The organism is Streptomyces sp. NTH33 (assembly GCF_003236365.1).
In the GTDB taxonomy this organism is placed as follows: domain Bacteria; phylum Actinomycetota; class Actinomycetes; order Streptomycetales; family Streptomycetaceae; genus Streptomyces.
On record NZ_POTZ01000070.1, the window covers coordinates 1 to 22,705 of the forward strand.

A 22,705-nucleotide genomic window follows, 5' to 3' on the forward strand; every position below is an offset into this window, starting at 1 on the left:
CCCGCCGACCTGCTCGTACCGCTCGCGCCGGCCCCGCCCGGGATAGCCGCCCACCGGCCGCACCGGGTCGCCGACCTGCTGCCGGTCCTCACCCATCGGGTGAGGACAGCCCAGCTCATGAGCTCCCCTGCCTGACATCCCGCCCTTCGAGCACCCTCGTACCCCGCTGCCGGATTCCCCGGAGGCGGGGTACGAGGCCGTTCAGCCCGGAAAAGAGGCGGGTGCCGTCGGACCAGCCCCATCCGGCCGCCACGAACCGCCCGAAGTGACAGTGTCGTTGGGATGAACCGCTCGTCCGTGCGACGCGTCTCCAACCCATGAGAAGCGGTGCCGCGAAATCCCTGCGGAATCACGCCCGCGGGGGAACACTGGTTTCCGACCGACTCGTCGAACGGGGGAGGCTGCCATGGCGGATGCCACCAGCCGCAGGACGCACACGTCAGCCGACACGGACCACACGACAGAGCGAAAGAACCCATCCATGTGCCAGCACCAGCCACCGTGCCCCTCAGCCGACTCCGCCGACCGGGAGTCCGCCCGTCTCGTGGCGCACCACCCGGAGCAGGGCTGGAGCCTGCTGTGCAACGGCGTCCTGCTCTTCGAGGACACCGGTGAGCTCCTGCCGGACGGCCGGGTCATCGCCCCGCACCGCCCGCTGGACACCGGCCAAGTGGCGACCGCCGCCTGAGCACCCGGGCGGTTCCGGGCGAACCGCCCGCGGATCACTTGCGGCAGGCGGTGGCACGTCGTCCGCGCGAACGCCTCCAGGGCATAGTGGTATGCCTCGTCCACGCGGACGGAGAGTCCGGACCGCACCGGCAGCGGCCCCTCCAGCGCCTTGCCGGACACCGGGCCGCCGCCAGCGGCCCGCGGTCAACTCCCTGAGCGCGAGGTTGAGTCGGAGGACGTTGACACGCGGCTCGCCGATGAAGCCGAGGGTGCGGCCCTCGACGTGCTCCCGCACCAGCCGCTCGACCCGGGCGACCGGCAGGTGGTCGCGCTCGGCGACCCGGTGGACCTGGAGACGCGCGTACGCCGGGGAGATGTCCGGGTCGAGGCCGGACCCGGAGGAGGCCACGGCGTCGGCCGGCACCGGGGAGGGCTTCACCTTGTAGCCGGGCGTGGAGTTGGCCCTCACCACCCAGGCCCGGGCTCGCTCGACCGCCTTGACCAGCCTGGGGTCGTCGGCGGCGAGGTTGGTGGCCCCGGACAGGACCGGCGAAGGCCGAGCCGTTCTTCTTGCCCAGGTACTCGGGTGTGCGCCCGACCATCAGACCGGCGATGAACACGGCGATGACCGCCGTGACGAGGATGTCGTCCAGGCCCGAGCCGACACCGCCGGACGCGATCCCGCCCGGCATCATGCCGGGCATCGCGACGCCGCCCCGAACCCGGTGAGCGACGAGTGGGCGGAGTCGACGGTGCCGGTCGAGGTGAGCGTGGTCGACACCGCGAAGATCGAGGAGGTTCCGGCGCCGAAGCGGGCCTCCTTGCCCTCCATCGCTCCGCCCTCGATCCGCAGGGCGCCCTCGTGGTGGGCGAACTCGGTCCACATCATGAGGGTGACGAAACCGAGCCGGACGGCGGCCATGGCCGTGAGGATCGTGCAGCCCTGCCGGACCGAGCCGACCATGACGCCGAAGGCGCGGGTCAGGAAGAACGGGATCGCCAGGATCAAGAAGATCTCGAAGAGGTCGGTGAACGGTGTCGGGTTCTCGAAGGGGTGAGCGCTGTTGGCGCTGAAGCAGCCGCCGCCGTTCCACTGCTGCGAACCGCCCAGGCCGTGCCCGTTGAAGAATCGGCCGACCTCGTGGATGCCGGAGAAGTCCTGGATCGCCCCGCAGGCCACCAGCACGACCGCGGCCGCGGCGGCCGGCGGGAGGAGGACGCGTACGGTGCCGCGCACCAAGGCCACGGCCAGGCCGACGACGCTCTCGGCGGTCACAGCCTCGTCACCCCCTTGACGACGAAGGCCGGGTCGGCCATCGCGGACTCCTGGAGTGAGGTGACGAACGGACATCGACGCTTCGAGGAAACGACCTCCCCGCCCGAATCCGACCACCGTTGGCGGCTCCCTCACGGCGCTTCCCCCACCCTTGACGAACCCCTTACGGCTCGCCGCTCGGCGGCGCCGTCGGTGTGGCGTCAAGAAGAGGCGTGCGCGCGTCAGGGGCGTGTCAAGGGCCGGCGCCACAGCTCTCGAAGGGCCCTAACGTCAGACGCATGGGACACGGCGCCGACGCGGCCGGGCGGGACCCGGGCCGTATGGTCCGCGACCGCCGCTGGGCGCGAGACCTGCGCACCTCGGTCCGCTGCTCGGTGGCGCTGCTCGGCCTGCTGCTTCTGACCGACTGGGGCACGGGCGGCCTCACATGGTGGCGCGGGGCGCTCTGGCTCACGCTCTCGGTGCTGCTCTTCGTGGCGCTGTGCCCGCCCCGCGTCCGCGTCGGTCAGGGCTGGGTCGCCTCACGGTCACTGCTGCACAGCCGCCTGGTCCGTACCGACCTGCTGGTGTCGGTGCGTTCGGTGGACGGCGTCTGCCGGCGGCTGGTCCTGCTCGACGCCCTCGGCGGGCGGGTGGAGCTCGACCTCGAGGTCCTGACGGACAATCCCGCGGTCTGGCACCGCCTTGACGAGGACGTACGGCTCTCCGCGGCGGCGGGCCTTCTGCGGTGCGGTGCGAAGGAGCTGCGCCACCTGTCCGAGCAGGTCGACCGCGAGACCGCGCTGGCCGTGTTCCGGGTCTCCGGTCTGGAACCATGACGCTGGGTGTCCGCCCCCGGTCCCGGCGTCCCGCGTCCGCCTCACCGTCCAGGACGGCGTGAAACCCGAGAGCCTGCTGGTCCAGCGGTGACTTCGCCGGCGTCGCGGCCTTTCTTAACGGAAGATTGACGGTTGCCCGCCCGGGTATCCGTGGGCCCCTGTGTCACTCTCCGCATACGCTGGTTGTCTGTCCGCGTGATGGCCCGATCCACACGCCGAGCCGTCCCTCAGGAGCAGGGCCATGGCCACCATCGAACGCCCTCCCAGTCGTCTGCGCACCTGGATGCTGGAGGGCCTGTCCGACATGGGCAAGGGGATCCAGCAGGCCCCGCACGCCGTGCCGGAGCACCCGCACGAGGGACAGCGGTGGTACAGGGTGATGTGCCTGACCGGCGTGGACTACTTCTCGACCCTCGGCTACCAGCCCGGCATCGCGGCCCTCGCGGCCGGCCTGCTGTCTCCGATCGCGACCCTCGTCCTGGTCCTCATCACCCTCGTGGGCGCCTTGCCGGTGTACCGAAGGGTGGCCGAGGAGAGCCCGCACGGCGCGGGGTCGATCGCGATGCTGGAGCGGCTGCTGTCGTTCTGGCAGGGCAAGCTGTTCGTGCTCACCCTGCTCGGCTTCGCCGCCACCGACTTCCTGATCACCATGACCCTGTCGGCCGCCGACGCCTCCACCCACCTGGTGCAGAACCCGCACCTGACGAACGCGCTGCACGGCCACCAGATGCTGATCACACTCCTGCTGGTGGCCCTGCTCGGCGCGGTGTTCCTCAAGGGCTTCGTGGAGGCGATCGGCGTGGCGTTCGCGCTGGTCGGCGTCTACCTGGCGCTGAACGCCGTCGTGGTGGTCGTCGGCGTGGGGCACGTCCTCACCGCCGGTCATGTGATCACCGACTGGACCAGTGCCCTGACCGCCCAGCACGGCAACGTCTTCCTCATGGTCGGCGTGGCCCTGCTGGTCTTCCCCAAGCTCGCGCTGGGCCTGTCCGGCTTCGAGACCGGCGTCGCCGTCATGCCGCACGTCCGGGGCGACCCGGACGACACCGAGGAGCGGCCGACCGGCCGCATCCGGGACACCAGGAAACTGCTCACCACGGCCGCGCTCATCATGAGCGTCTTCCTGATCACCAGCAGCTTCATCACCACGCTGCTGATCCCGGCGAAGGAGTTCAAGCCGGGCGGCCAGGCCAACGGCCGTGCGCTGGCCTACCTGGCGCACGAATACCTCGGCAGCAGCTTCGGCACGGTCTACGACATCTCCACGATCCTGATCCTGTGGTTCGCGGGCGCCTCCGCGATGGCCGGACTGCTCAACCTGATGCCGCGGTACCTGCCCCGCTACGGCATGGCCCCGCACTGGGCCCGGGCGGTCCGCCCGATGGTCATCGTCTTCACCCTGATCGGCTTCCTGGTCACCTGGATCTTCGACGCCAACGTCGACAAGCAGGGCGGCGCGTACGCCACGGGCGTGCTCGTCCTGATCAGCTCCGCGGCGATCGCGGTGACCATCGCCGCCCGCAAGGCCGGCCAGCGCAACTGGACCATCGCGTTCGGCGTGATCTCGGCCGTCTTCCTCTACACGACCGTCGTCAACGTCATCGAGCGCCCCGACGGCGTGAAGATCGGCGCCTGCTTCATCGCCGGGATCATCCTGGTCTCGCTGCTGTCGCGGCTGGCCCGCTCCTTCGAGCTGCGGGTGACCAGCGTGACGCTGGACGACATGGCGGAACGGTTCGTCAGGGACATCGCCAGCCGCAAGATCCGGTTCATCGCCCACGAACCCCGCCAACAGGACAAGGCCGAGTACCGCGACAAGCTCGAGCAGATCCGCAGCGACAGCGACATCCCGCCCACGGAGGACTTCGTCTTCGTCGAGGTGACGGTCACCGACCCCTCGGAGTTCGAGACCGGCCTGACGGTGCGCGGCGAGGTCGTGCACGACCGCTACCGGGTGCTGGCCCTGGAGTCCGCCTCCGTCCCCAACGCCCTGGCCGCCCTTCTCCTGCACGTCCGGGAGAAGACGGGGTGCATCCCGCACATCTACTTCCAGTGGACGGAGGGCAACCCCCTCGCCAACTTCCTGCGCTTCTTCCTCTTCGGCCAGGGCGAGGTCGCCCCGGTCACCCGTGAGGTGCTGCGCGAGGCGGAGCCGGACCGCGCCAGGCGCCCGCGCGTGCACACCGGCTGAGCGCCACGCCCGCCGGCGGCCGGCCCCGGGTCACCGTGCGCCGTCCGCAGCCCTATCGTGGCCGGCATGCAGTCCTACACGATCGGGCAGGCGGCCCGACTGCTCGGCGTCAGCCCGGACACCGCGCGCCGCTGGGCGGACGCCGGCCGGGTGGCCACCCACCGCGACGACAGCGGGCGGCGGCTCATCGACGGGCGGGACCTCGCCGCCTTCTCCGTCGAGCTCGCCAGGACCGGGGGCGGTGAGGAGGCTCCCTCGTACACCTCGGTCCGCAACGCCTTCCCGGGGATCGTGACCGCCATCAAGCTCGGTGACGTCGCGGCCCAGGTCGAGATCCAGGCCGGCCCGCACCGCCTGGTCTCGTTGCTGACCCGGGAGGCCGTCGAGGAACTGGGCCTGGAGGTCGGCATGGAGGCCACCGCCCGCGTGAAGTCGACGAACGTCCATGTCGACCGCGCTTGACCGGCCATCGCACACAAACGCACATGCGAGACCTAGACGGCTTTTCCCGGGCTCATGCGAGCCAACAAGAGAGTCGTACCTGGCAGTTGCGGCAGTATCATCACGGCATGACGATCCGTTCCGCACACCGGACCAGGACGCTGCGGATGGCCAGTACGGGCGTCGCGGCGCTGCTGGCGCTGAGCGCGTGCTCCTCCTCCAAGGGCTCGTCGTCGGAGGACTCCGGCTCCTCGGCACACGGCACGCCGAAGCCGTCCGGCACGGTGACCGTCTTCGCCGCCGCCTCACTGAAGGAGAGCTTCACGACGCTCGGCAGGAAGTTCGAGCGGCAGCATCCGGGCACCAGGGTCACCTTCAGCTTCGGCGGCAGCGACACGCTCGCCGCGAGCATCACCAACGGCGCCCCCGCCGACGTGTTCGCCGCCGCCAGCGCCAGGACCATGGCGACCGTGACCGACGGGAAGGACGCGGCCGGCACTCCGGTCACCTTCGCCCGCAACCAGCTGGAGATCGCGACCCCGCCGGGCGACCCGCACAGGATCTCCTCCCTGAGGGACCTCACCCGGCCCGGCCTGAAGGTCGTTCTGTGCGACAAGGCGGTGCCCTGCGGCGCCGCCGCCCGGAAGGCACTGGACGCGAGCCACCTCAAGCTGACGCCCGTCTCCTACGAGCAGGACGTCAAGAGCGCTCTGACGAAGGTCGAGCTGAACGAGGCCGACGCGGCCCTCGTCTACAGGACCGACGTGAAGGCCGCCGGCGGACGGGTCCGGGGCGTGGGGTTCCCCGAGTCGGCCGAGGCCCTCAACGACTACCCGATCACCCTGCTCAAGAACGCGCCCAACGCCACCGCGGCCAGGGCGTTCATCGAGCTGGTGACGTCCGCCGAGGGCCGGCGGGTCCTGACCCGGGTGGGGTTCCTGAAGCCATGACCGAGGTCGACAAGGCCCGCACCGCGGCCCCGGAGAACGGGTCGCGGCGCGCGCGTGCCCTCGGCGGCGTACCGCTGCCCCTCCTGCTGCCCGCCCTGGTGGGCCTCGCCTTCCTGCTGCTGCCGCTGCTCGCCCTGCTGATCCGGGCCCCCTGGCGCAGCCTGCCGGAGCAGCTGACCAGCGCCGAGGTGTGGCAGGCGCTCCAGCTGTCCCTGGTCAGCGCCACCGCCGCCACCGCCGTGAGCCTGGTCCTCGGCGTCCCGCTGGCCTGGCTGCTGGCCCGTACGGACTTCCCCGGGCGCGGACTGGTACGGGCCCTGGTGACGCTGCCGCTCGTGCTGCCCCCGGTGGTGGGCGGTGTGGCCCTGCTGCTGGCGCTGGGCCGGGGCGGCGTCGTCGGGCAGTGGCTGGACGCCTGGTTCGGGATCACGCTGCCGTTCACCACCGCCGGGGTGGTGGTCGCGGAGGCGTTCGTGGCCATGCCGTTCCTCGTCATCAGCGTCGAGGGCACGCTGCGGGCCGCGGACCCGCGCTACGAGGAGGCGGCCACCACGCTGGGTGCCTCCCGCTTCACCGCGTTCCGCCGGGTCACCCTGCCGCTGATCGCGCCCGGCGTCGCCGCGGGCGCCGTGCTCGCCTGGGCGCGGGCGCTCGGCGAGTTCGGCGCGACGATCACGTTCGCGGGCAACTTCCCCGGCCGTACGCAGACCATGCCGCTGGCGGTCTACCTGGCCCTGCAGAACGACCCGGCCGCCGCGATCGCCCTGAGCCTGGTGCTGCTGGCGGTGTCGATCGCGGTACTGGCCGGTCTGCGGGACCGTTGGATGACGGCCTCCACGTGACCACGGCCTTGTCCCCTACCATGATCCGCCCCGCGTCCAGGACGATCGCCTCATGACCGACATCGACGAGACCCCGGCCGGCCTCCGCGACCGGGGCCTGCCCGGCGAGGGCCTGGACGCCCGTCTCGTCGTCGACCGCGGCGCCTTCCGCCTCGATGTGGCCCTGACCGCCGCTCCCGGGGACGTCGTCGCGCTGCTCGGCCCGAACGGCGCCGGCAAGACCACGGCCCTGCGCGCGCTCGCCGGCCTGGTCCCGCTCACCGACGGGCACCTGCGCCTGGACGGCGCCGCCCTGGACCGTACGCCGCCCGAGGCGCGGCCGGTCGGGGTCGTCTTCCAGGACTACCTGCTCTTCCCGCACCTGTCCGCCCTGGACAACGTCGCGTTCGGACCGCGCTGCCAGGGCGCGACCAAGGCCGAGGCCCGCGCGCAGGCCGCCGGGTGGCTGGCCCGCATGGGCCTGGCCGGTCACGCCGGTGCCAAGCCCCGCCGTCTGTCCGGCGGCCAGGCCCAGCGCGTGGCCCTCGCCCGAGCCCTGGCCACCCGGCCCCGGCTGCTGCTCCTGGACGAGCCGCTCGCCGCGCTCGACGCCCGTACCCGCCTGGAGGTCCGCGCGCAGCTGAGGCGGCACCTCGCCGAGTTCGAGGCCGTCGCCGTCCTGGTCACCCACGACCCGCTGGACGCGATGGTGCTGGCCGACCGGCTGGTCGTCGTCGAGCACGGCCGGGTCGTCCAGGAGGGCACCCCGTCCGACATCGCCCGCCGTCCGCGCACGGACTACATCGCGCAACTGGTCGGCCTGAACCTCTACCGCGGCCAGGCCGACGGGCACACCGTCCGGCTGGCGGCCGGGCCCGCCCTCACCACCACCGAGGACCTGTCGGGACCGGTGTTCGTGGCCTTCCCGCCGGGCGCGGTCACCCTCCACCGGGACCGCCCCACCGGCTCCAGCGCGCGCAACCTGTGGCGCTGCGAGGTCGCCGGCCTGGAGACGCACGGCGACCAGATCCGCGCGGACCTCACCGGTTCCCTCCCCCTCACCGCCGATCTGACGACGGTCGCCGCCGCCGAACTCGGTCTGCACCCGGGTGCGGTGGTCTGGGCGACCGTCAAGGCGGCGCAGACGCACGCCTACCCGGCCTGACCCGACCGCGCCCGCACGGACGAGGGCCCCGCCCCGGCCTCGAAACGGCCGGGGCGGGGCCCCTCACGCGTGCTACGGCGCTCAGTCCTCGTACGCGTCCAGCGGCGGGCAGGAGCAGACCAGGTTCCGGTCGCCGAAGGCCTGGTCGATACGCCGCACCGGCGGCCAGTACTTGTCGGCGGCCGAGACACCGGCCGGGAAGACGGCCTCCTCACGGCTGTAGGCGTGCTGCCACTGGCCGCCGAGCGCGGCGGCGGTGTGCGGGGCGTTCCGCAGCGGGTTGTCGTCCGCGGGCCACTCGCCGGAGGCGACCTTCTCGATCTCGGCGCGGATCGCGATCATCGTCTCGCAGAACCGGTCCAGCTCGGCCAGGTCCTCGGACTCCGTCGGCTCGATCATGAGCGTGCCGGCGACCGGGAAGGACATCGTCGGCGCGTGGAAGCCGTAGTCGATCAGCCGCTTGGCGATGTCGTCCACGGTCACGCCGGTCGCCTTGGTCAGCGGCCGCAGGTCGATGATGCACTCGTGCGCGACCAGGCCGCCGGGGCCGGTGTAGAGCACCGGGTAGTGCGGCTCGAGGCGCTTGGCGATGTAGTTGGCGGACAGGACGGCCACCTGCGTGGCCCGCTTGAGGCCCTCGCCGCCCATCAGACGGACGTACGCCCAGGAGATGGGCAGGATGCCCGCCGAGCCCCACGGCGCGGCCGAGACCGGGCCGACCCCGGTCGCGGGACCGGCCTCGGGCTGCAGCGGGTGGTTGGGCAGGTACGGCGCCAGGTGGGAGCGTACGGCCACCGGGCCGACGCCCGGACCGCCGCCGCCGTGCGGGATGCAGAACGTCTTGTGCAGGTTCAGGTGGGAGACGTCGCCGCCGAAGTGGCCCGGCTTGGCGAGGCCGACCAGGGCGTTGAGGTTGGCGCCGTCGACGTACACCTGGCCGCCGGCCTCGTGGACCTGCGCGCAGATGTCGGCGACGTGCTCCTCGAACACGCCGTGCGTGGACGGGTAGGTGATCATCAGTACCGCGAGCTCGTCGCGGTACTGCTCGATCTTCGCCCGCAGGTCCTCGACGTCGATCTCGCCGTCCTCGGCGGTCTTGACGACGACGACCTTCATGCCGGCCATCACGGCGCTGGCGGCGTTGGTGCCGTGCGCGGAGGACGGGATGAGGCAGACCGTGCGCTGCTCGTCGCCGCCTGCACGGTGGTAGGCGCGCACGGCGAGCAGACCGGCCAGCTCGCCCTGGGAGCCGGCGTTCGGCTGCAGGGAGACCTTGTCGTAGCCGGTGACCTCGGCGAGACGGTCCTCCAGCTCCCGGATGAGCGTGAGGTAGCCCTGCGCCTGCTCAGCGGGCGCGAAGGGGTGCAGGCCACCGAACTCCGGCCAGGTGATCGGCTCCATCTCCGTGGTCGCGTTGAGCTTCATGGTGCAGGAGCCCAGCGGGATCATGCCGCGGTCGAGCGCGTAGTCGCGGTCGGCGAGCCGGCGCAGGTAGCGCAGCATCGCGGTCTCGGAGCGGTGCTGGTGGAAGACGGGGTGGGTGAGGTAGGCGTCGGTGCGCAGCAGCGCCTCGGGCAGGGCCTCCTCGGCCGCGGCGTCCAGCGCCTCGATGTCGCCCTCGACGCCGAAGGCGGTCCACACGGCGCTCAGCTGCTCCCGCGTGGTGGTCTCGTCGCAGGCGATGGAGACGTGGTCGGCGTCGACGAGGCGCAGGTTGACGCCGCCCTCGCGCGCGGCGGCGACCACCTCGGCGGCCCGCCCCTCGGCCTTGACGGTCAGCGTGTCGAAGTAGGCGCCGTGGACGACCTCGGCACCGCCGGCCTTGAGTCCCTCGGCCAGGATCGTGGCGTAGCGGTGGGTGCGCCGGGCGATGCCCTTCAGGCCCTCGGGGCCGTGGTGGACGGCGTACATGCCGGCCATGACGGCGAGCAGCACCTGGGCGGTGCAGATGTTGCTGGTGGCCTTCTCGCGGCGGATGTGCTGCTCACGGGTCTGCAGGGCGAGGCGGTAGGCCTTGTCGCCGTCGGCGTCGACGGAGACGCCGACCAGGCGACCGGGCAGGCTGCGGGCGAACTTCTCGCACACCGCCATGTAGCCGGCGTGCGGGCCGCCGAAGCCCATCGGCACGCCGAAGCGCTGGGTGGTGCCGACCGCGATGTCCGCGCCCAGCTCGCCCGGCGACTTCAGCAGCGTGAGGGCGAGCAGGTCGGCGGCGACGGTGACCAGGGCGCCCAGTTCGTGCGCCTGGTCGATGACGGGCTTCAGGTCGCGTACGGCACCGGAGGCGCCCGGGTACTGCAGGAGTACGCCGTTGATCTCGCGTTCGGCGATGTCCGCCGGGATGCCCTCGGCCAGGTCGGCGACGACGACCTCGACGCCGGTCGGCTCGGCACGGGTCTGGATGACGGCGATGCTCTGCGGCAGCGCGTCCGCGTCGACCAGGAACAGGCCCTTCTTGTTCTTGCCCATACGCCGGGAGAGCGCCATGGCCTCGGCGGCGGCGGTGCCCTCGTCCAGCAGGGAGGCGCCGGAGGTCGGCAGGCCGGTGAGGTCGGCGACCATGGTCTGGAAGTTCAGCAGCGCCTCGAGGCGGCCCTGGGAGATCTCCGGCTGGTACGGGGTGTAGGCGGTGTACCAGGCCGGGTTCTCCATGACGTTGCGCAGGACGACCGGCGGGGTGAAGGTGCCGTAGTAGCCGAGTCCGATCATCGAGCCGAGGATCTGGTTGCGGCCGGCCAGTGAGCGCAGCTCGGCCAGCACCTCGGCCTCGGTGCGGGCACCCGGCAGGTCGAGCGCGTCGGCGTTCTTGATGACATCGGGCACCGCGGCGGCCGTGAGCTCGTCGAGCGAGCCGTAGCCGACCTGCGCGAGCATCTTGGCCCGCGCCTCCTGGTCGGGCCCGATGTGGCGCTGCTCGAAGGGGATGCCCTGTTCGAGCTCGGAGAGCGGAATGCGCTGGGGGGTCATTGCGGAGGCCTCCTGGTCTGACACGACCTTCGAGGGACACCACGGCGCGGGTGCCCCGACGGCCTCCCCCTCTGTCATCTCAACCTGAGAGCTTCACCGGGCCGCCCGCGGGCTCCCGGTTTTCACCGTCGGTGAGAGCGGACGCCGTCGACACCCGCTCTGCTTTCCAGAGTGACCTCGTCCGTGCGGTACGTGGGCCTGAGAGATTCCGGGGAGGATTTGCTCCTTCGGCGCCTCCGGTGGTGCCGGAGGGCTCTCCCGCACGGGGTCAGCAGCCGCTGCCAGCGTACCAGCGGGGCGGGTGCCGGGGCCTTCGAGTGGCCGTCGCGCTGATTGTGCTCTTTCGTAGTGCTTACGAATGAGTTGCGACCATGTGGAGGGACCGTGCAGACCGAGATCGATCCGCGCAACCTGATCGGCCGCAAGGCGTTCGACCGCAATGGCCACAAGATCGGCACGGTGGACGAGGTCTACCTCGACGACGCGACCGGTGTACCGGAGTGGGCTGCCATACGCACCGGCCTGTTCTCCCGGGACGCCTTCGTGCCCCTGGAGCCCAGCGAGCTGGTCGAGGGCACTCTGCGGGTCCCCTTCGACCGCTCCCTGATCAAGGAGGCCCCCGACTTCGGCGTGGGCCGTCATCTCTCCCCCGAGCAGGAACTGCAGCTCTACCACCACTACGGCCTGGACGTCGCCCCTCCCTCCACCTTCCCGGACCGCGACTTCGGCGACCTGGCGGGCTCCGGCTCGGGTCCGGACGAGACCTGACACCCGGACGGCGTCAGCCCCCTTCGACGGCAGCCTCCGAGGGCACGCGACCCTCCGCCCCCGCTCCCGGCACTTCCAGCCCTGCCCCCGGCAGAGCCCTGCCCTCGGAGCCGGGAGGTATGCGGTGCACCAGGGGGAGGGGATCCGCCGGTTCCAGGTCAGGGTCGTCCGTGAGGAAGGTGCGCACCCGGCCCGGCGGGGAGTCGGGGGTCTCGAAACGGACGGTGACACGGCCGAGACCGCTGCCCTGGATCCAGCCGTGGCCGTACTCGGCGTGCCGTACGTCGTGGCCCGCGGGCCAGCGCCGCTCGGCGGGGGCAGGCCGGTCCGCGGCCGGCTCCTCGGCGAGGCTCCCGGTCTCCGCGTCCGCCGCCTGGGCGAACAGGTCCTCCTGGGTGTAGTCGGCGAGTCCGGACACGCCCACACCCAGCAGCCGTACGCCGCCCGTGGTGTCCACGGAGCCCAGCAGCCGGGCAGCAGCCTCCCGCACCACCGCGGGGTCGTCCGTGGGCCCGCGCAGGGTCTCGGACCGGGTCAGGGTGGAGAAGTCGTAGCGGCGCACCTTCAGCACGATGGTGCGCCCCGACAGCCCGGCCTCGCGCAGCCGCCGCACGCACCGGTCGGCGAGCCGCCGCACCTCCATGCCCACCCGCATCCGGTCGTGGATGTCCACGTCGTAGGTGTCCTCGACCGACACCGACTTGGCCTCGCGCTCGGCGACGACGGGCCGCTCGTCGTGGGCCAGCGCCATGGCGTACAGCGCGTGGCCGTGCGCCTTGCCGAGCAGCCGTACGAGTTCGTCCTCACCCGCTTCGGCGAGCTCGCCGACGGTGTGGATCCCGGCCCGCCGCAGATGGTCGCCCGTCGCCGGCCCGACGCCCGGCAGGGTCCGCACGGACATGGGTCCGAGCAGGGCCCGCTCGGTGCCGGGCTCGATGAGCACCAGCCCGTCGGGCTTGGCCTTCTCGGAGGCGATCTTGGCGAGCATCTTGGAGGCCGCCAGTCCCACGGAGCCGGTCAGCCCCGTGACGGCCCGGATGTCGGCGCGCAGCCGGGCCCCCGCCAGCCGGGCCGAGTCCGCGTCCCGGGCCGCTCCCCCGGCCTCCAGGTCCACGAACGCCTCGTCCAGGCTCAGCGGCTCCACCAGCGGCGACCGGACCCGCAGCAGGTCCATCACCTGCTCGCTGATGGACCGGTAGAAGGCGAAGCGCGGCACCAGGTACGCGGCGTTCGGCGCCAGCCGCCGCGCCTGGGCCGTCGGCATCGCCGAGCGGACGCCGAAGACCCGCGCCTCGTACGACGCGGTGGCCACCACCCCGCGCGGTCCGAGCCCGCCCACGACGACGGCCTTCCCGCGCAGGCTCGGTTTGGACGCCTGCTCGGCCGACGCGAAGAAGGCGTCCATGTCGAGATGCAGGATCGTGGGCGCGGTTCTCACATCCACGATGCTGCACCACACCACTGACAACGGACCGCCCGGAGTCGTTCCGGGACCCGGGCTCCGGTCCGCGGGCCGGTCAGACCGCCCGGTTGCGGCGCCGGGCCAGCTCGTCGCCTGGGTTGTGCCCCATCAGCGTCTCCCCGGTGTCGATGCGCTCACCGTGCAGCTGCGACAGCGCGTTCTCCACATCGCGCCACACCACGCCGACCGCGATGCCGAAGATCCCCTGACCCCCCTGGAGCAGGGCGTGCACCTCGTCGGGCGACGTGCACTCGTACACCGTGGCGCCGTCGCTCATCAGCGTCATCCGCTCCAGGTCGCGAAAGCCGCGCTCCCGCAGGTGCTGGACGGTCGTACGGATGTTCTGCAGCGAGACGCCGGTGTCGAGGAAGCGCTTGACGATCTTCAGGACGACGACGTCGCGGAAGCTGTACAGGCGCTGCGAGCCGGAGCCGTAGGCGGGCCTCACGCTCGGCTCGACCAGGCCGGTGCGCGCCCAGTAGTCCAGTTGCCGGTAGGTGATGCCGGCCGCGGCGCAGGCCGTCGGACCGCGGTAGCCGATCTGCTCGGACGCCATGGACGTCGCCCCTCCGCTGCTCGGCACGGCCGTCGGTCGCAGCGGAGCGAGATCGGCCGCGCTGCCCTGGTGGGGGTAACTTCCCCGGACACCGCGTCCGGAGGCACCCCCAGCCGTACCGTCGCCGCTGTTTCTCACGCCGACCTCCGTCCTCGACCTGCCTCCTCGACGGTAGGCAGTCACCAGGGGTGCGTCAACGATCGCCACACTCGGCACGCCGAGTGATAATCACCCTAAGAGTGGTTTCGCGTACCCCCGTGCCGGGAAAGGCTAGCCGAATGCCCGGGCGGCAGGCCGCAGGGCTCCGTGCGACCGGCGGCACGGGGGGCGTTTCACCGGCTGCTGGTTCTCACTGGCTGCTGCTGCCGAAGTCCTCCGGCGAGATCTGGTCGAGGAACTCGCGGAACTTCTCCACCTCGTCCTCCTGCTCGTCCGGAATGGCGATGCCCGCGTCGTCGAGCACCGTGTCGCTGCCGAAGATCGGCGTTCCGGTACGCAGCGCCAGCGCTATGGCGTCGGAGGGCCGGGCGCTCACCTCGACCCCGCTGGCGAAGACCAGCTCCGCGTAGAAGACGCCCTCACGCAGATCCGTGATGCGCACTTCCGTGAGCTCCTGGCCGACAGCCTCCAGCACGTCCTTGAACAGGTCGTGGGTCAGCGGCCTGGCGGGGGCCATGCCCTGCTGGGCGAAGGCGATCGCCGTCGCCTCCCCCGGCCCGATCCAAATGGGGAGGTAGCGGTCGCCCCCCACTTCACGCAGGAGCACGATCGGCTGGTTGGAGGGCATTTCGACCCGGACACCTACGACATCGAGCTCGTTCACACAGCAACCCTAGGCCGTGCCCGGGACGTTTGGGTAGTCGGGCCGGAAACGGGGAGCCGATCCAGCCGCCGCGGCCGGTCCGGTCAGGGCAGCCGCACCCCGAGCGCCGTCTGCACCAGGGCCGCGTGCAGCCGCACCGTGAGCGCCGCCAGCTCCTTCGTGCGGGCCTCGGCATGGGCCCTGGTCTGCGGGTTGCGGTGCCTCTTGAGCGGGGCCACCACCTGGTCGACCAGCCCGGCCTCCCGGTCGGCGGCCGCCTTCATCACCCGCAGGTGACGGGGCTCGATCCCGAAGCGCCCGAGCTCACAGACGAGCGAGGCCACGGTCACCGCCTCGGCGTCGTAGGAACCGTCCGCCAATGGGGTGAGGAGGCCGTACGCCTCCCACTCCTGGAGCTCCGCGTCCTCGATCCCGGCGGCGGCGAGCAGCTCGGCCCGCCCGATCCGGGCCGCCGTGGGCGTCTCGACCACCGGCAGCCCGGCCTCGCCGTCGCGCTGCCGGCCGAGCACCGGAGGCTGGACCGCCTCGCCGCGCTCCATCGCCTCCAGGTGCTCGCGGATCACCTTCAGCGGCAGGTAGTGGTCACGCTGCATCCTCAGGACCAGGGCGAGCCGCTCGACGTCGTCCGCGCTGAACTTGCGATACCCCGAGGGGGTCCGCCACGGCTCGACGAGCCCCTCCGACTCCAGAAAACGGATCTTGGAGATGGTGACCTCGGGGAACTCGTCGCGCAGCATGTTCAGCACCGTGCCGATGCTCATCAGCCCACTGTCCGCGGCGGCGGTGCGGTGTCCCGCACCGCCGCTCGATGTTCGAAGCATGGACCTTCCCTGGGGTCTCCCCGGACCTCGGTCCGGGGAGGGTCAGATGCCCTGCCGGCTCGAGTGGAACACCAGCCGGTACTTGCCGATCTGCACCTCGTCGCCGTTGGACAGAGCCACCTGGTCGATCCGCTCCCGGTTGACGTACGTGCCGTTCAGGCTGCCGACGTCGGCCACCGTGAACGAGCCGTCCGGGCTGCGGCGGAACTCCACGTGGCGGCGCGAGACCGTCACGTCGTCCAGGAAGATGTCGCTCTGCGGATGACGTCCGGCCGTGGTCAGCTCGCCGTCCAGCAGGAAGCGGCTACCGGAGTTCGGCCCGCGGCGCACGACCAGCAGGGCCGAGCCGAGCGGCAGCGCGTCGACGGCCGCCTGTGCCTCCGGAGAGAGCATCGGCGTCTGGCCGGTGGTCTCGGCGTCGTACGCCTCCAGGCCGGAGATGGAGATCGTGGACGTCGTCTCCGAGGCACGCTCCGGTGTCGCACCGGCCCGCAACGGCGCACCGCAGTTGGAGCAGAAGCGGCTGTTCTGCGCGTTGCGATTACCGCACCTCGTACACACCAGGGCCGACATGGGCGAATCCTCCTGCCGCGGCTGCCCCGCCGGGGCATTGGACGCGTACGGGTCGGCGGTAAACCCTCCACCCGTACCTGAGGTTGACGGTTGCCCGAAACCTATGCCGCCCGACTGGGCAGGGTCAACCGACGGCGCGCCCTGACCGCCCGGAATGTCGCTTCCCTGACCGGCCACCTGGTCCCGGAACAGCGGCCGGCCCTCGGCCTCGGGCTGTGCGCGATGGCGGGCCGTCGCGTTGTCGCTGCCCTCTCGCGCGCTCTTGCCGAACAACTTCGCAAACAACTTCACGGGCGATTCCCCTTGACCGAAACAGACCCGCCCGTGGGGCAGGACGAACCCTGACTTCGTACACCGGTCGACCCGGACATCCTCACAACGTCCGTATCCACCAAACAGTTTCCACCACGCACCACCCAATCGGTGCGTCGACCCCCCGCAACCTCATGCCCCTGCCGGACAGCCGCCATGCACCGTCGGTTCACCGCGAGGACGACCGAGCGTAGTCAGGGCGCTTCGCTGCCCGCAAGGCGTCCACGACGATCTTGTCCGACCGTTCGACGGTCACGGTGGCCTGCTCCTTCTCTAGAGTCTGCACCACGCCTCCAGGAATGTTGAGCGCTGGTTCGAGGTCCTGCGGCTTGCCGATGACCTGAAAGCGATAGGGCGCTTCGATCTTGTTCCCGTCGACGTCGACCCTCTTGCCGGAATCGGTCAGGTAGGTGCTCGCGACCACCCGTACCCCGTTGATCTGGATCGCCTCCGCACCGGCCGCGCGCAGTTCCTGTATCGCGTCGAGCAGCATGTCCGCCCGGACCGTCCCCTTCGTGTCCTCGATCGTCATCGTGATGCCGGGTCCCTGCGCGCCCACCGTGCCCGCCAGGATGCCGAGTTGCTTCTCCTTCTCGGCCGTCTGTCTGCGGGCCTCCTCGGCCTGGTCCGAGCTGTTCTCCAGCTCCTGGCGCTGCTTCTCGAGACCCTGCTTCTCGTCCTCAAGACGCTGAGTACGGTCGTCCAGTTCATCGAGGATGCGAACAAGATCCTCCTGTCGGGCGCCGCGCAGCGCGCTGCCGCTGTCGCTGTTGGAGGCGACCTGGACGGCGAGCCCGAAGCCGAGGCCGAACAGCAGCAGGGCGACGACGAGTTGGGCCCGGGTGAAGCGCGGCGGCCACAGGCTCTTCACCAGCCGCTGGCGGCCCGTCAGCGCGGACTCGGAGATCTCCTCGGCGCTCCGGCCGTCGGCAGCGGTCCCCTCCGCCCCGGAGGCGGCATCCGCCTCGGCGGCCACCGGCGGGGGCGCCTCCTCGGGCAACTCCTTGCGCAGCGACTGCCGCTCGGGCCGCTCGTCGCGGATGTCCGCACTCAGCCCCTTCTCGGGCTGTTCGTCCTGGTTGCTCATCGTCCTCATGCCCGGAACACGTGCCGCCGGATCGCCGCGGCGTTGGAGAAGATGCGGATGCCGAGGACGACCACGACCCCCGTGGACAGCTGGGCGCCCACGCCCAACTTGTCGCCCAGGAACACGATCAGCGCGGCGACGACCACGTTCGACAGGAACGACACGACGAACACCTTGTCGTCGAAGATGCCGTCGAGCATGGCCCGCAGTCCACCGAAGACGGCGTCCAGCGCCGCCACGACGGCGATCGGCAGATAAGGCTCGACGACCGCCGGAACCTCGGGCCGGACCAACAGGCCGGCCACCACTCCCACGATGAGGCCCAGTACGGCGATCACGATGTGCCCTTCTCAGTGCTCGGCTGTGCTGTACGTACGATCACACTCGGTGCGGCGGGCAGCCGGAGGTCGCTCTCCACGGAGATGCCGGCCCGGATGCCGTAGTTGTCCCGCAGAGCATCCAGATACAGCCCGTCGGGGCTGTCCTGGAACCGGGTCTTCAGCCCGTTCCCGTCCCCCACTGCGAGCACCGTGTACGGCGGCACCAGCGGCCTGTTGTCGACCAGTATGGCGTCACCCGCGGCCCTGATCGCCGACAGGGCGGTCAGCCGCTGCCCGTTGACCGAGACGGCTTCGGCCCCCGACTGCCACAGCCCGTTGACGACCCGCTGCATGTCCCGGTCGCGCACTCGCCCGGTGTCGGAGAAACCCGATGCCCCGCGCGGGCCGCCACTGCCGCCGCTGCCGACTTCCCTGGCGTCGTCCACGACGAGCTTCACACCGGGCCCGTGCACTTCGGTGGCGCCCGCCAGCACACCCACCAGGTCGGCCCGGGCGTCACCGCCACTGTGCCGGAGAGCCTGGCGCTGCCGCGCGCTCACGTCGTCGCGCAGCTTGTCGACGGCGCCCTCGAGTCTGTCGGCCGCCGCCGTCTCGCGGTCGATGCGGTCGATCAGCTCCTGGCGCTCCTTGGCGACGACCGGGGCCGCCACGCGCGCCTGTGCCGCTCCCAGGGTCACGACGAGCGCGGCCAGCACCAGGCCGGCCGCCAGCCCCAGTTTCGCTCTGAAGGTCTTCGGCATGCCGCTCTCGCCCACGGCCTTCTTCCGCGCGGCGGCCTCGGCGTAACCGTCGTCGAGGCTGTGGTCCATGACATTGGTGATCAACGACATGGAAGCGTCCGGACGGGAGGGCCGCGCGGGGTTGCTCCGAACGGGGGGTTCCTGCGGCATGCCGCACATCGTCGCACGTCGCGACCGAGACCTCCGCACGGCCCCACGGGCATGCCGGACAGGCACCCTTGGGGACACTTGTCCGGCACGCGCGCGTGCTGTCCGTTTCACCGATCGGCTTGTCGGTTTTACCGGCCGGTGCCGCGTTCTACCGGCCGGCGCTGTCCACCACCGCCGACCACTCGTCCAGCAGTGCCTGGGCGGAGGCGTCGTCGGGTCCCTCGGCCCACAGATGGGTGACCGCCTCGGCCGGGTCCGGCAGGACCATCACCCAGCGCCCGTCGGCCTCCACGACCCGCACACCGTCCGTGGTGTCCACGAAGCGCTCTCCGGCCTCCTCGACGACCCGGCGCATCACCAGGCCCTTGACCGCCCACGGAGTCGCCAGGTCCCGCTTGAGGACATGCGCCCGCGGGATCCGGGCGTCGATCTGGCTGAGGGTGAGCTGCGTGCGCGCCACCAGCCCGATGAGCCGTACGAAGGCCGCCGTACCGTCGTAGACACTGCTGAACTCCGGGACGATGAACCCGCCCTTGCCGTCACCGCCGAAGATCGTCCCCTCCTCGCCACCGACCCGCGTGAGGTCGTCGGGAGAGGTCGTCGTCCACTGGACCTGGGTGCCGTGGTAGGCGGCCACCTGCTCGGCGATGCGGGTGGTGGTCACCGGAAGTGCCACCCGGCCGCTGCGCCGCTCGGCGGCCACGAGGTCGAGCATCACCAGCAGCGCCCGGTCGTCCTCGATGATGCGGCCCTTCTCGTCGACGAGCGACAGCCGCTCGCCCACCGGGTCGAACCGCACACCGAACGCGGCCCCGGAGGACGCCACGATCTCGCCGAGCCGCACCAGGCCCGAGCGGCGCATGTCTGCGGTCTCCGTCGGCCGGCCCTCGTCGAGGCCGGGATTGATCGTCAGCGAGTCCACGCCGAGCTTGCCGAGCAGGCTGGGCAGGACAAGACCGGCGCTGCCGTTCGAGGCGTCCACGACGACCTTCAGACCCGACTCGGCGATCCCGGTGATGTCGACGTTGCGCAGCAGCGAACCGGTGTACGCGTCGAAGACACTGGCCGGGAAGTGGAGGTCACCGATCTCGCCCGGGAACGCGCGCCGGTACTCCTGGCGGGCGAAGATCCGGTCCAGCTTCCGCTGGCCGCCCTGGGACAGATCGGCGCCCTGGCTGTCGAAGAACATGATGTCGACCGAGTCCGGCACCCCGGGCGTGGTCCGGATCATGATGCCGCCGGCGCTGCCTCGCGCGGTCTGCTGCCGGGCGACGGGCAGCGGCACGTTCTCCAGATCCCGTACGTCGATCGCGCTGGCCTGGAGGGCCGAGATGACCGCACGCTTGAGCGCGCGGGCGCCACGGGAGTGGTCGCGGGCCGTGGTGACCGTGGAACCCTTCTTGAGCGTGGTCGCGTAAGCACCAGCGAGGCGTACGGCCAACTCCGGGGTGATCTCCACGTTCAGGATGCCGGACACTCCGCGCGCCCCGAAGAGGTGCGCCTGGCTCCGCGACTCCCAGATGACCGAAGTGTTGACGAAGGCGCCGGCCTCGATCGTCTTGAACGGGTAGACCCGCACATTGCCCTGCACGATCGACTCTTCGCCGATCAGGCACTCGTCACCGATGACCGCGCCGTCCTCGATCCGCGCCGCACGCATGATGTCGGTGTTCTTGCCGACCACACAGCCGCGCAGATTGCTGTGCTGTCCGATGTACACGTTGTCGTGCACCACGGCCTTGTGCAGGAAGGCACCGCTCTTCACGACGACGTTGGAGCCGACGACGGTGTGTTCCCGGATTTCGGCTCCGGCCTCCACCTTGGCGTAGTCACCGATGTACAGCGGCCCGCGCAGAACTGCGTCCGGGTGCACCTCGGCTCCCTCGGCGACCCAGACTCCCGGGGATATCTCGAAGCCGTCGATCTCGACGTCGACCTTGCCCTCCAGGACGTCGGCCTGGGCCTTCACATAGCTCTCGTGGGTGCCGACGTCCTCCCAGTAGCCCTCGGCGACATAGCCGTAAATCGGCTTGCCTTCCTTCATCAGCTGCGGGAAGACATCGCCGGACCAGTCGACCGGAACATCGGGCTCGACATAGTTGAACACCTCGGGCTCCATCACGTAGATGCCCGTGTTCACGGTGTCGGAGAAGACCTGACCCCAGGTCGGCTTCTCCAGGAAGCGCTCGACCTTGCCCTCTTCGTCGACGATGGTGATGCCGAATTCCAACGGATTGGGTACGCGCGTGAGACACACGGTCACCAGCGCACCCTTTTCCTTGTGGAAATTGATCAGCTCGGTGAGGTCGAAGTCGGTCAGGGCATCACCGGAGATGACGAGGAAGGCATCGTCCTTCAATGCCTCCTCGGCGTTCTTGACGCTTCCCGCGGTACCGAGTGGCTTCTCCTCATTGGCATAGCTGAGCTCCATTCCGAGCTCCTCGCCGTCGCCGAAGTAGTTCTTGACCAGCGAAGCCAGGAACTGGACCGTGACGACGGTCTCGTTCAGCCCATGCCTTTTGAGCAGCCGCAGCACGTGCTCCATGATCGGCCGGTTGACCACCGGCAGGAGCGGCTTGGGCATGCTCGAGGTCATCGGACGAAGGCGTGTGCCTTCGCCTCCGGCCATCACGACGGCCTTCATGTCGGAAGCGTCCTCCTCCAGAGACGACGATCTGGCCGACTTCACCCGTCCTGATTGTCCCGCACTTTTCCGAAGCGGGCCATCGGAGCCACTGCGGCTGTCTCAATGGGCGAACTCAGTCGGCCATGGCGTCCGCACGAACCAGACGGCGGACTTGTACCACGTAGAGGACTCCTGCCCACCAATAGAGCGTTGTACCCCATCCGGCGAACGCCCATCCGAAAATAGCTGCGAGTGACGCGATCCAACCGCTGCCGTCACTGAGCAGCAACAGCGGGAAGGCGTACATCAGGTTGAACGTCGCCGCCTTCCCGAGGAAGTTCACCTGGGGCGGCGGGTAGCCGTGGCGCCTGAGGACGCCCACCGCCACCAGCAGCATCAATTCCCGCGCCAGGAGCAGCACGGTCAGCCAGAGCGGCAGAATCTCGCGCCAGGTGAGGCCGAGGAGCGTGGAGAGGACATAGAGCCGGTCGGCCGCGGGGTCGAGCAGCCGGCCGAGGCTGCTGACCTGGTTCCACCGCCGCGCGAGCTTGCCGTCCAGGTAGTCGCTGACCCCGCTCAGCGCCAGCACCAGCAGCGCCCAGCCGTCGCTCTTGGGGCCGCCGAACTCAGGCCTGAGAATCAGCCACAGGAAGAGGGGCACGCCAAGCAGCCGTGCCATGCTGAGGATATTCGGGATGGTGAGGACCCGGTCCGTCTGGACGCGGGTCTCCTGGACCTCCACCCGTGGGCCTCCTGGGGAAACGTACCAACGATGCTTCCTGACCTTACCTCAACGCAAAAAAGCTCTGGCTCCTGGGCAATACAGCCCAGGAGCCAGAGCTTTAAAAGGAGTTCGGCGGTGTCCTACTCTCCCACAGGGTCCCCCCTGCAGTACCATCGGCGCTGTGAGGCTTAGCTTCCGGGTTCGGAATGTGACCGGGCGTTTCCCTCACGCTATGACCACCGAAACACGGTGAAACACACCAGCCGGCCGGCCGTACGGCCGGGGCTGTTCGTGGTTTCAGAACCGACACAGTGGACGCGAGCACCTGGGGACAAGCCCTCGGCCTATTAGTACCGGTCACCTCCACACCTTGCGGTGCTTCCAGATCCGGCCTATCAACCCAGTCGTCTGCTGGGAGCCTTAC

19 protein-coding genes, 2 rRNA genes, 2 pseudogenes and 1 riboswitch are annotated in these 22,705 nt (G+C 70.6%); of the genes and pseudogenes, 8 read left to right on the forward strand and 15 right to left on the reverse strand.

What is annotated here, in order from left to right:
* Positions 1 to 481: 481 nt before the first annotated feature.
* The gene (locus tag C1I97_RS10015) at positions 482 to 688 is read left to right on the forward strand and encodes a DUF5999 family protein (protein WP_111002871.1); all 207 of its coding nucleotides are present in this window, start codon (positions 482 to 484) and stop codon (positions 686 to 688) included.
* A 180-nt stretch (positions 689 to 868) separates the two neighbouring features.
* On the opposite strand, the pseudogene C1I97_RS10020 reads toward C1I97_RS10015, so the two are convergent.
* Positions 869 to 1,216 (reverse strand): annotated as a pseudogene (locus C1I97_RS10020) (potassium-transporting ATPase subunit C); the annotation flags it as partial.
* Positions 1,217 to 1,226: 10 nt separating this feature from the next.
* Positions 1,227 to 1,909: pseudogene (locus C1I97_RS10025) on the reverse strand (potassium-transporting ATPase subunit KdpA); the annotation flags it as partial.
* 314 nt (positions 1,910 to 2,223) lie between these two features.
* Here C1I97_RS10025 and C1I97_RS10030 point away from each other — a divergent pair.
* The 6 genes from C1I97_RS10030 (at position 2,224) to C1I97_RS10055 (ending at position 8,331) form a co-directional block, all read left to right on the forward strand.
* Positions 2,224 to 2,763, forward strand: a complete 540-nt coding sequence (locus tag C1I97_RS10030; RefSeq protein WP_111002872.1) for a hypothetical protein — start codon at positions 2,224 to 2,226, stop codon at positions 2,761 to 2,763.
* Between the two features lie 241 nt (positions 2,764 to 3,004).
* A complete protein-coding gene (locus tag C1I97_RS10035) occupies positions 3,005 to 4,954 on the forward strand; it encodes an APC family permease (protein WP_111002873.1) in 1,950 nt (649 codons plus the stop codon).
* Between the two features lie 66 nt (positions 4,955 to 5,020).
* Entirely contained in the window at positions 5,021 to 5,416 is a 396-nt protein-coding gene (locus tag C1I97_RS10040) for a TOBE domain-containing protein (RefSeq protein ID WP_111002874.1), read from the forward strand.
* Positions 5,417 to 5,523: 107 nt separating this feature from the next.
* Positions 5,524 to 6,345 carry a molybdate ABC transporter substrate-binding protein gene (gene modA / locus C1I97_RS10045; protein ID WP_111002875.1) on the forward strand — a complete coding sequence of 274 codons (822 nt, stop codon included), beginning with the start codon at positions 5,524 to 5,526 and terminating at the stop codon, positions 6,343 to 6,345.
* Positions 6,342 to 7,187, forward strand: a complete 846-nt coding sequence (locus tag C1I97_RS10050; protein WP_111002876.1) for an ABC transporter permease — start codon at positions 6,342 to 6,344, stop codon at positions 7,185 to 7,187. The genes modA and C1I97_RS10050 overlap by 4 nt, the downstream gene beginning before the upstream one ends.
* Before the next feature lie 52 nt (positions 7,188 to 7,239).
* Positions 7,240 to 8,331 carry an ABC transporter ATP-binding protein gene (locus tag C1I97_RS10055; RefSeq protein WP_111002877.1) on the forward strand — a complete coding sequence of 364 codons (1,092 nt, stop codon included), beginning with the start codon at positions 7,240 to 7,242 and terminating at the stop codon, positions 8,329 to 8,331.
* Between the two features lie 81 nt (positions 8,332 to 8,412).
* On the opposite strand, the gene gcvP is transcribed toward C1I97_RS10055, so the two are convergent.
* Positions 8,413 to 11,298 carry an aminomethyl-transferring glycine dehydrogenase gene (gene gcvP / locus C1I97_RS10060; RefSeq protein ID WP_111002878.1) on the reverse strand — a complete coding sequence of 962 codons (2,886 nt, stop codon included), beginning with the start codon at positions 11,296 to 11,298 and terminating at the stop codon, positions 8,413 to 8,415.
* A gap of 176 nt (positions 11,299 to 11,474) precedes the next feature.
* Positions 11,475 to 11,569, reverse strand: a riboswitch (glycine riboswitch).
* A gap of 113 nt (positions 11,570 to 11,682) precedes the next feature.
* Here gcvP and C1I97_RS10065 point away from each other — a divergent pair.
* A complete protein-coding gene (locus tag C1I97_RS10065; RefSeq protein WP_111002879.1) occupies positions 11,683 to 12,066 on the forward strand; it encodes a PRC-barrel domain-containing protein in 384 nt (127 codons plus the stop codon).
* Positions 12,067 to 12,079: 13 nt separating this feature from the next.
* Here C1I97_RS10065 and C1I97_RS10070 read toward each other — a convergent pair whose 3' ends face one another.
* From C1I97_RS10070 to C1I97_RS10125, 12 genes are all read right to left on the reverse strand, one after another.
* Positions 12,080 to 13,504 (reverse strand): DNA polymerase IV, encoded by a 1,425-nt coding sequence (locus C1I97_RS10070; protein WP_181446662.1) that lies wholly within the window; start codon positions 13,502 to 13,504, stop codon positions 12,080 to 12,082.
* A gap of 79 nt (positions 13,505 to 13,583) precedes the next feature.
* Positions 13,584 to 14,222 carry a MerR family transcriptional regulator gene (locus tag C1I97_RS10075; RefSeq protein ID WP_111002880.1) on the reverse strand — a complete coding sequence of 213 codons (639 nt, stop codon included), beginning with the start codon at positions 14,220 to 14,222 and terminating at the stop codon, positions 13,584 to 13,586.
* Between the two features lie 211 nt (positions 14,223 to 14,433).
* The gene (locus C1I97_RS10080) at positions 14,434 to 14,907 is read right to left on the reverse strand and encodes a bifunctional nuclease family protein (protein WP_111002881.1); all 474 of its coding nucleotides are present in this window, start codon (positions 14,905 to 14,907) and stop codon (positions 14,434 to 14,436) included.
* An 83-nt stretch (positions 14,908 to 14,990) separates the two neighbouring features.
* The gene (ftsR, locus tag C1I97_RS10085) at positions 14,991 to 15,728 is read right to left on the reverse strand and encodes a transcriptional regulator FtsR (RefSeq protein WP_111002882.1); all 738 of its coding nucleotides are present in this window, start codon (positions 15,726 to 15,728) and stop codon (positions 14,991 to 14,993) included.
* 42 nt (positions 15,729 to 15,770) lie between these two features.
* A complete protein-coding gene (locus tag C1I97_RS10090; protein ID WP_111002883.1) occupies positions 15,771 to 16,721 on the reverse strand; it encodes an FHA domain-containing protein in 951 nt (316 codons plus the stop codon).
* A gap of 61 nt (positions 16,722 to 16,782) precedes the next feature.
* Positions 16,783 to 17,700, reverse strand: coding sequence for a DUF881 domain-containing protein (locus tag C1I97_RS10095; protein ID WP_441349097.1), 918 nt, complete (start codon positions 17,698 to 17,700; stop codon positions 16,783 to 16,785).
* 5 nt (positions 17,701 to 17,705) lie between these two features.
* Positions 17,706 to 18,038 carry a small basic family protein gene (locus C1I97_RS10100; protein ID WP_006134295.1) on the reverse strand — a complete coding sequence of 111 codons (333 nt, stop codon included), beginning with the start codon at positions 18,036 to 18,038 and terminating at the stop codon, positions 17,706 to 17,708.
* Positions 18,035 to 18,931, reverse strand: coding sequence for a DUF881 domain-containing protein (locus tag C1I97_RS10105; protein WP_258382503.1), 897 nt, complete (start codon positions 18,929 to 18,931; stop codon positions 18,035 to 18,037). Before C1I97_RS10105 ends, C1I97_RS10100 begins: the two co-directional genes overlap by 4 nt.
* A 148-nt stretch (positions 18,932 to 19,079) precedes the next feature.
* Complete coding sequence (locus C1I97_RS10110) at positions 19,080 to 21,575, reverse strand: mannose-1-phosphate guanyltransferase (RefSeq protein ID WP_111002886.1); 2,496 nt, start codon at positions 21,573 to 21,575, stop codon at positions 19,080 to 19,082.
* Between the two features lie 115 nt (positions 21,576 to 21,690).
* Positions 21,691 to 22,299 carry a CDP-alcohol phosphatidyltransferase family protein gene (locus C1I97_RS10115; RefSeq protein ID WP_073948556.1) on the reverse strand — a complete coding sequence of 203 codons (609 nt, stop codon included), beginning with the start codon at positions 22,297 to 22,299 and terminating at the stop codon, positions 21,691 to 21,693.
* A 109-nt stretch (positions 22,300 to 22,408) separates the two neighbouring features.
* Positions 22,409 to 22,525: ribosomal RNA gene (rrf, locus tag C1I97_RS10120) — 5S ribosomal RNA — on the reverse strand.
* 83 nt (positions 22,526 to 22,608) lie between these two features.
* Positions 22,609 to 22,705: ribosomal RNA gene (locus C1I97_RS10125) — 23S ribosomal RNA — on the reverse strand; the annotation flags it as partial.

What these genes read in the sequence shown, in the direction of transcription:
- C1I97_RS10095 (WP_441349097.1), bottom strand. Translation starts at nt 17,700, where the DNA reads ATGAGCAACCAGGACGAACAGCCCGAGAAGGGGCTGAGTGCGGACATC.
- modA (WP_111002875.1), top strand. Translation starts at nt 5,524, where the DNA reads ATGACGATCCGTTCCGCACACCGGACCAGGACGCTGCGGATGGCCAGT.
- C1I97_RS10050 (WP_111002876.1), top strand. Translation starts at nt 6,342, where the DNA reads ATGACCGAGGTCGACAAGGCCCGCACCGCGGCCCCGGAGAACGGGTCG.
- C1I97_RS10110 (WP_111002886.1), bottom strand. Translation starts at nt 21,575, where the DNA reads ATGAAGGCCGTCGTGATGGCCGGAGGCGAAGGCACACGCCTTCGTCCG.
- C1I97_RS10030 (WP_111002872.1), top strand. Translation starts at nt 2,224, where the DNA reads ATGGGACACGGCGCCGACGCGGCCGGGCGGGACCCGGGCCGTATGGTC.
- ftsR (WP_111002882.1), bottom strand. Translation starts at nt 15,728, where the DNA reads ATGCTTCGAACATCGAGCGGCGGTGCGGGACACCGCACCGCCGCCGCG.
- C1I97_RS10040 (WP_111002874.1), top strand. Translation starts at nt 5,021, where the DNA reads ATGCAGTCCTACACGATCGGGCAGGCGGCCCGACTGCTCGGCGTCAGC.
- C1I97_RS10015 (WP_111002871.1), top strand. Translation starts at nt 482, where the DNA reads ATGTGCCAGCACCAGCCACCGTGCCCCTCAGCCGACTCCGCCGACCGG.
- C1I97_RS10105 (WP_258382503.1), bottom strand. Translation starts at nt 18,931, where the DNA reads ATGCCGCAGGAACCCCCCGTTCGGAGCAACCCCGCGCGGCCCTCCCGT.
- gcvP (WP_111002878.1), bottom strand. Translation starts at nt 11,298, where the DNA reads ATGACCCCCCAGCGCATTCCGCTCTCCGAGCTCGAACAGGGCATCCCC.
- C1I97_RS10055 (WP_111002877.1), top strand. Translation starts at nt 7,240, where the DNA reads ATGACCGACATCGACGAGACCCCGGCCGGCCTCCGCGACCGGGGCCTG.
- C1I97_RS10035 (WP_111002873.1), top strand. Translation starts at nt 3,005, where the DNA reads ATGGCCACCATCGAACGCCCTCCCAGTCGTCTGCGCACCTGGATGCTG.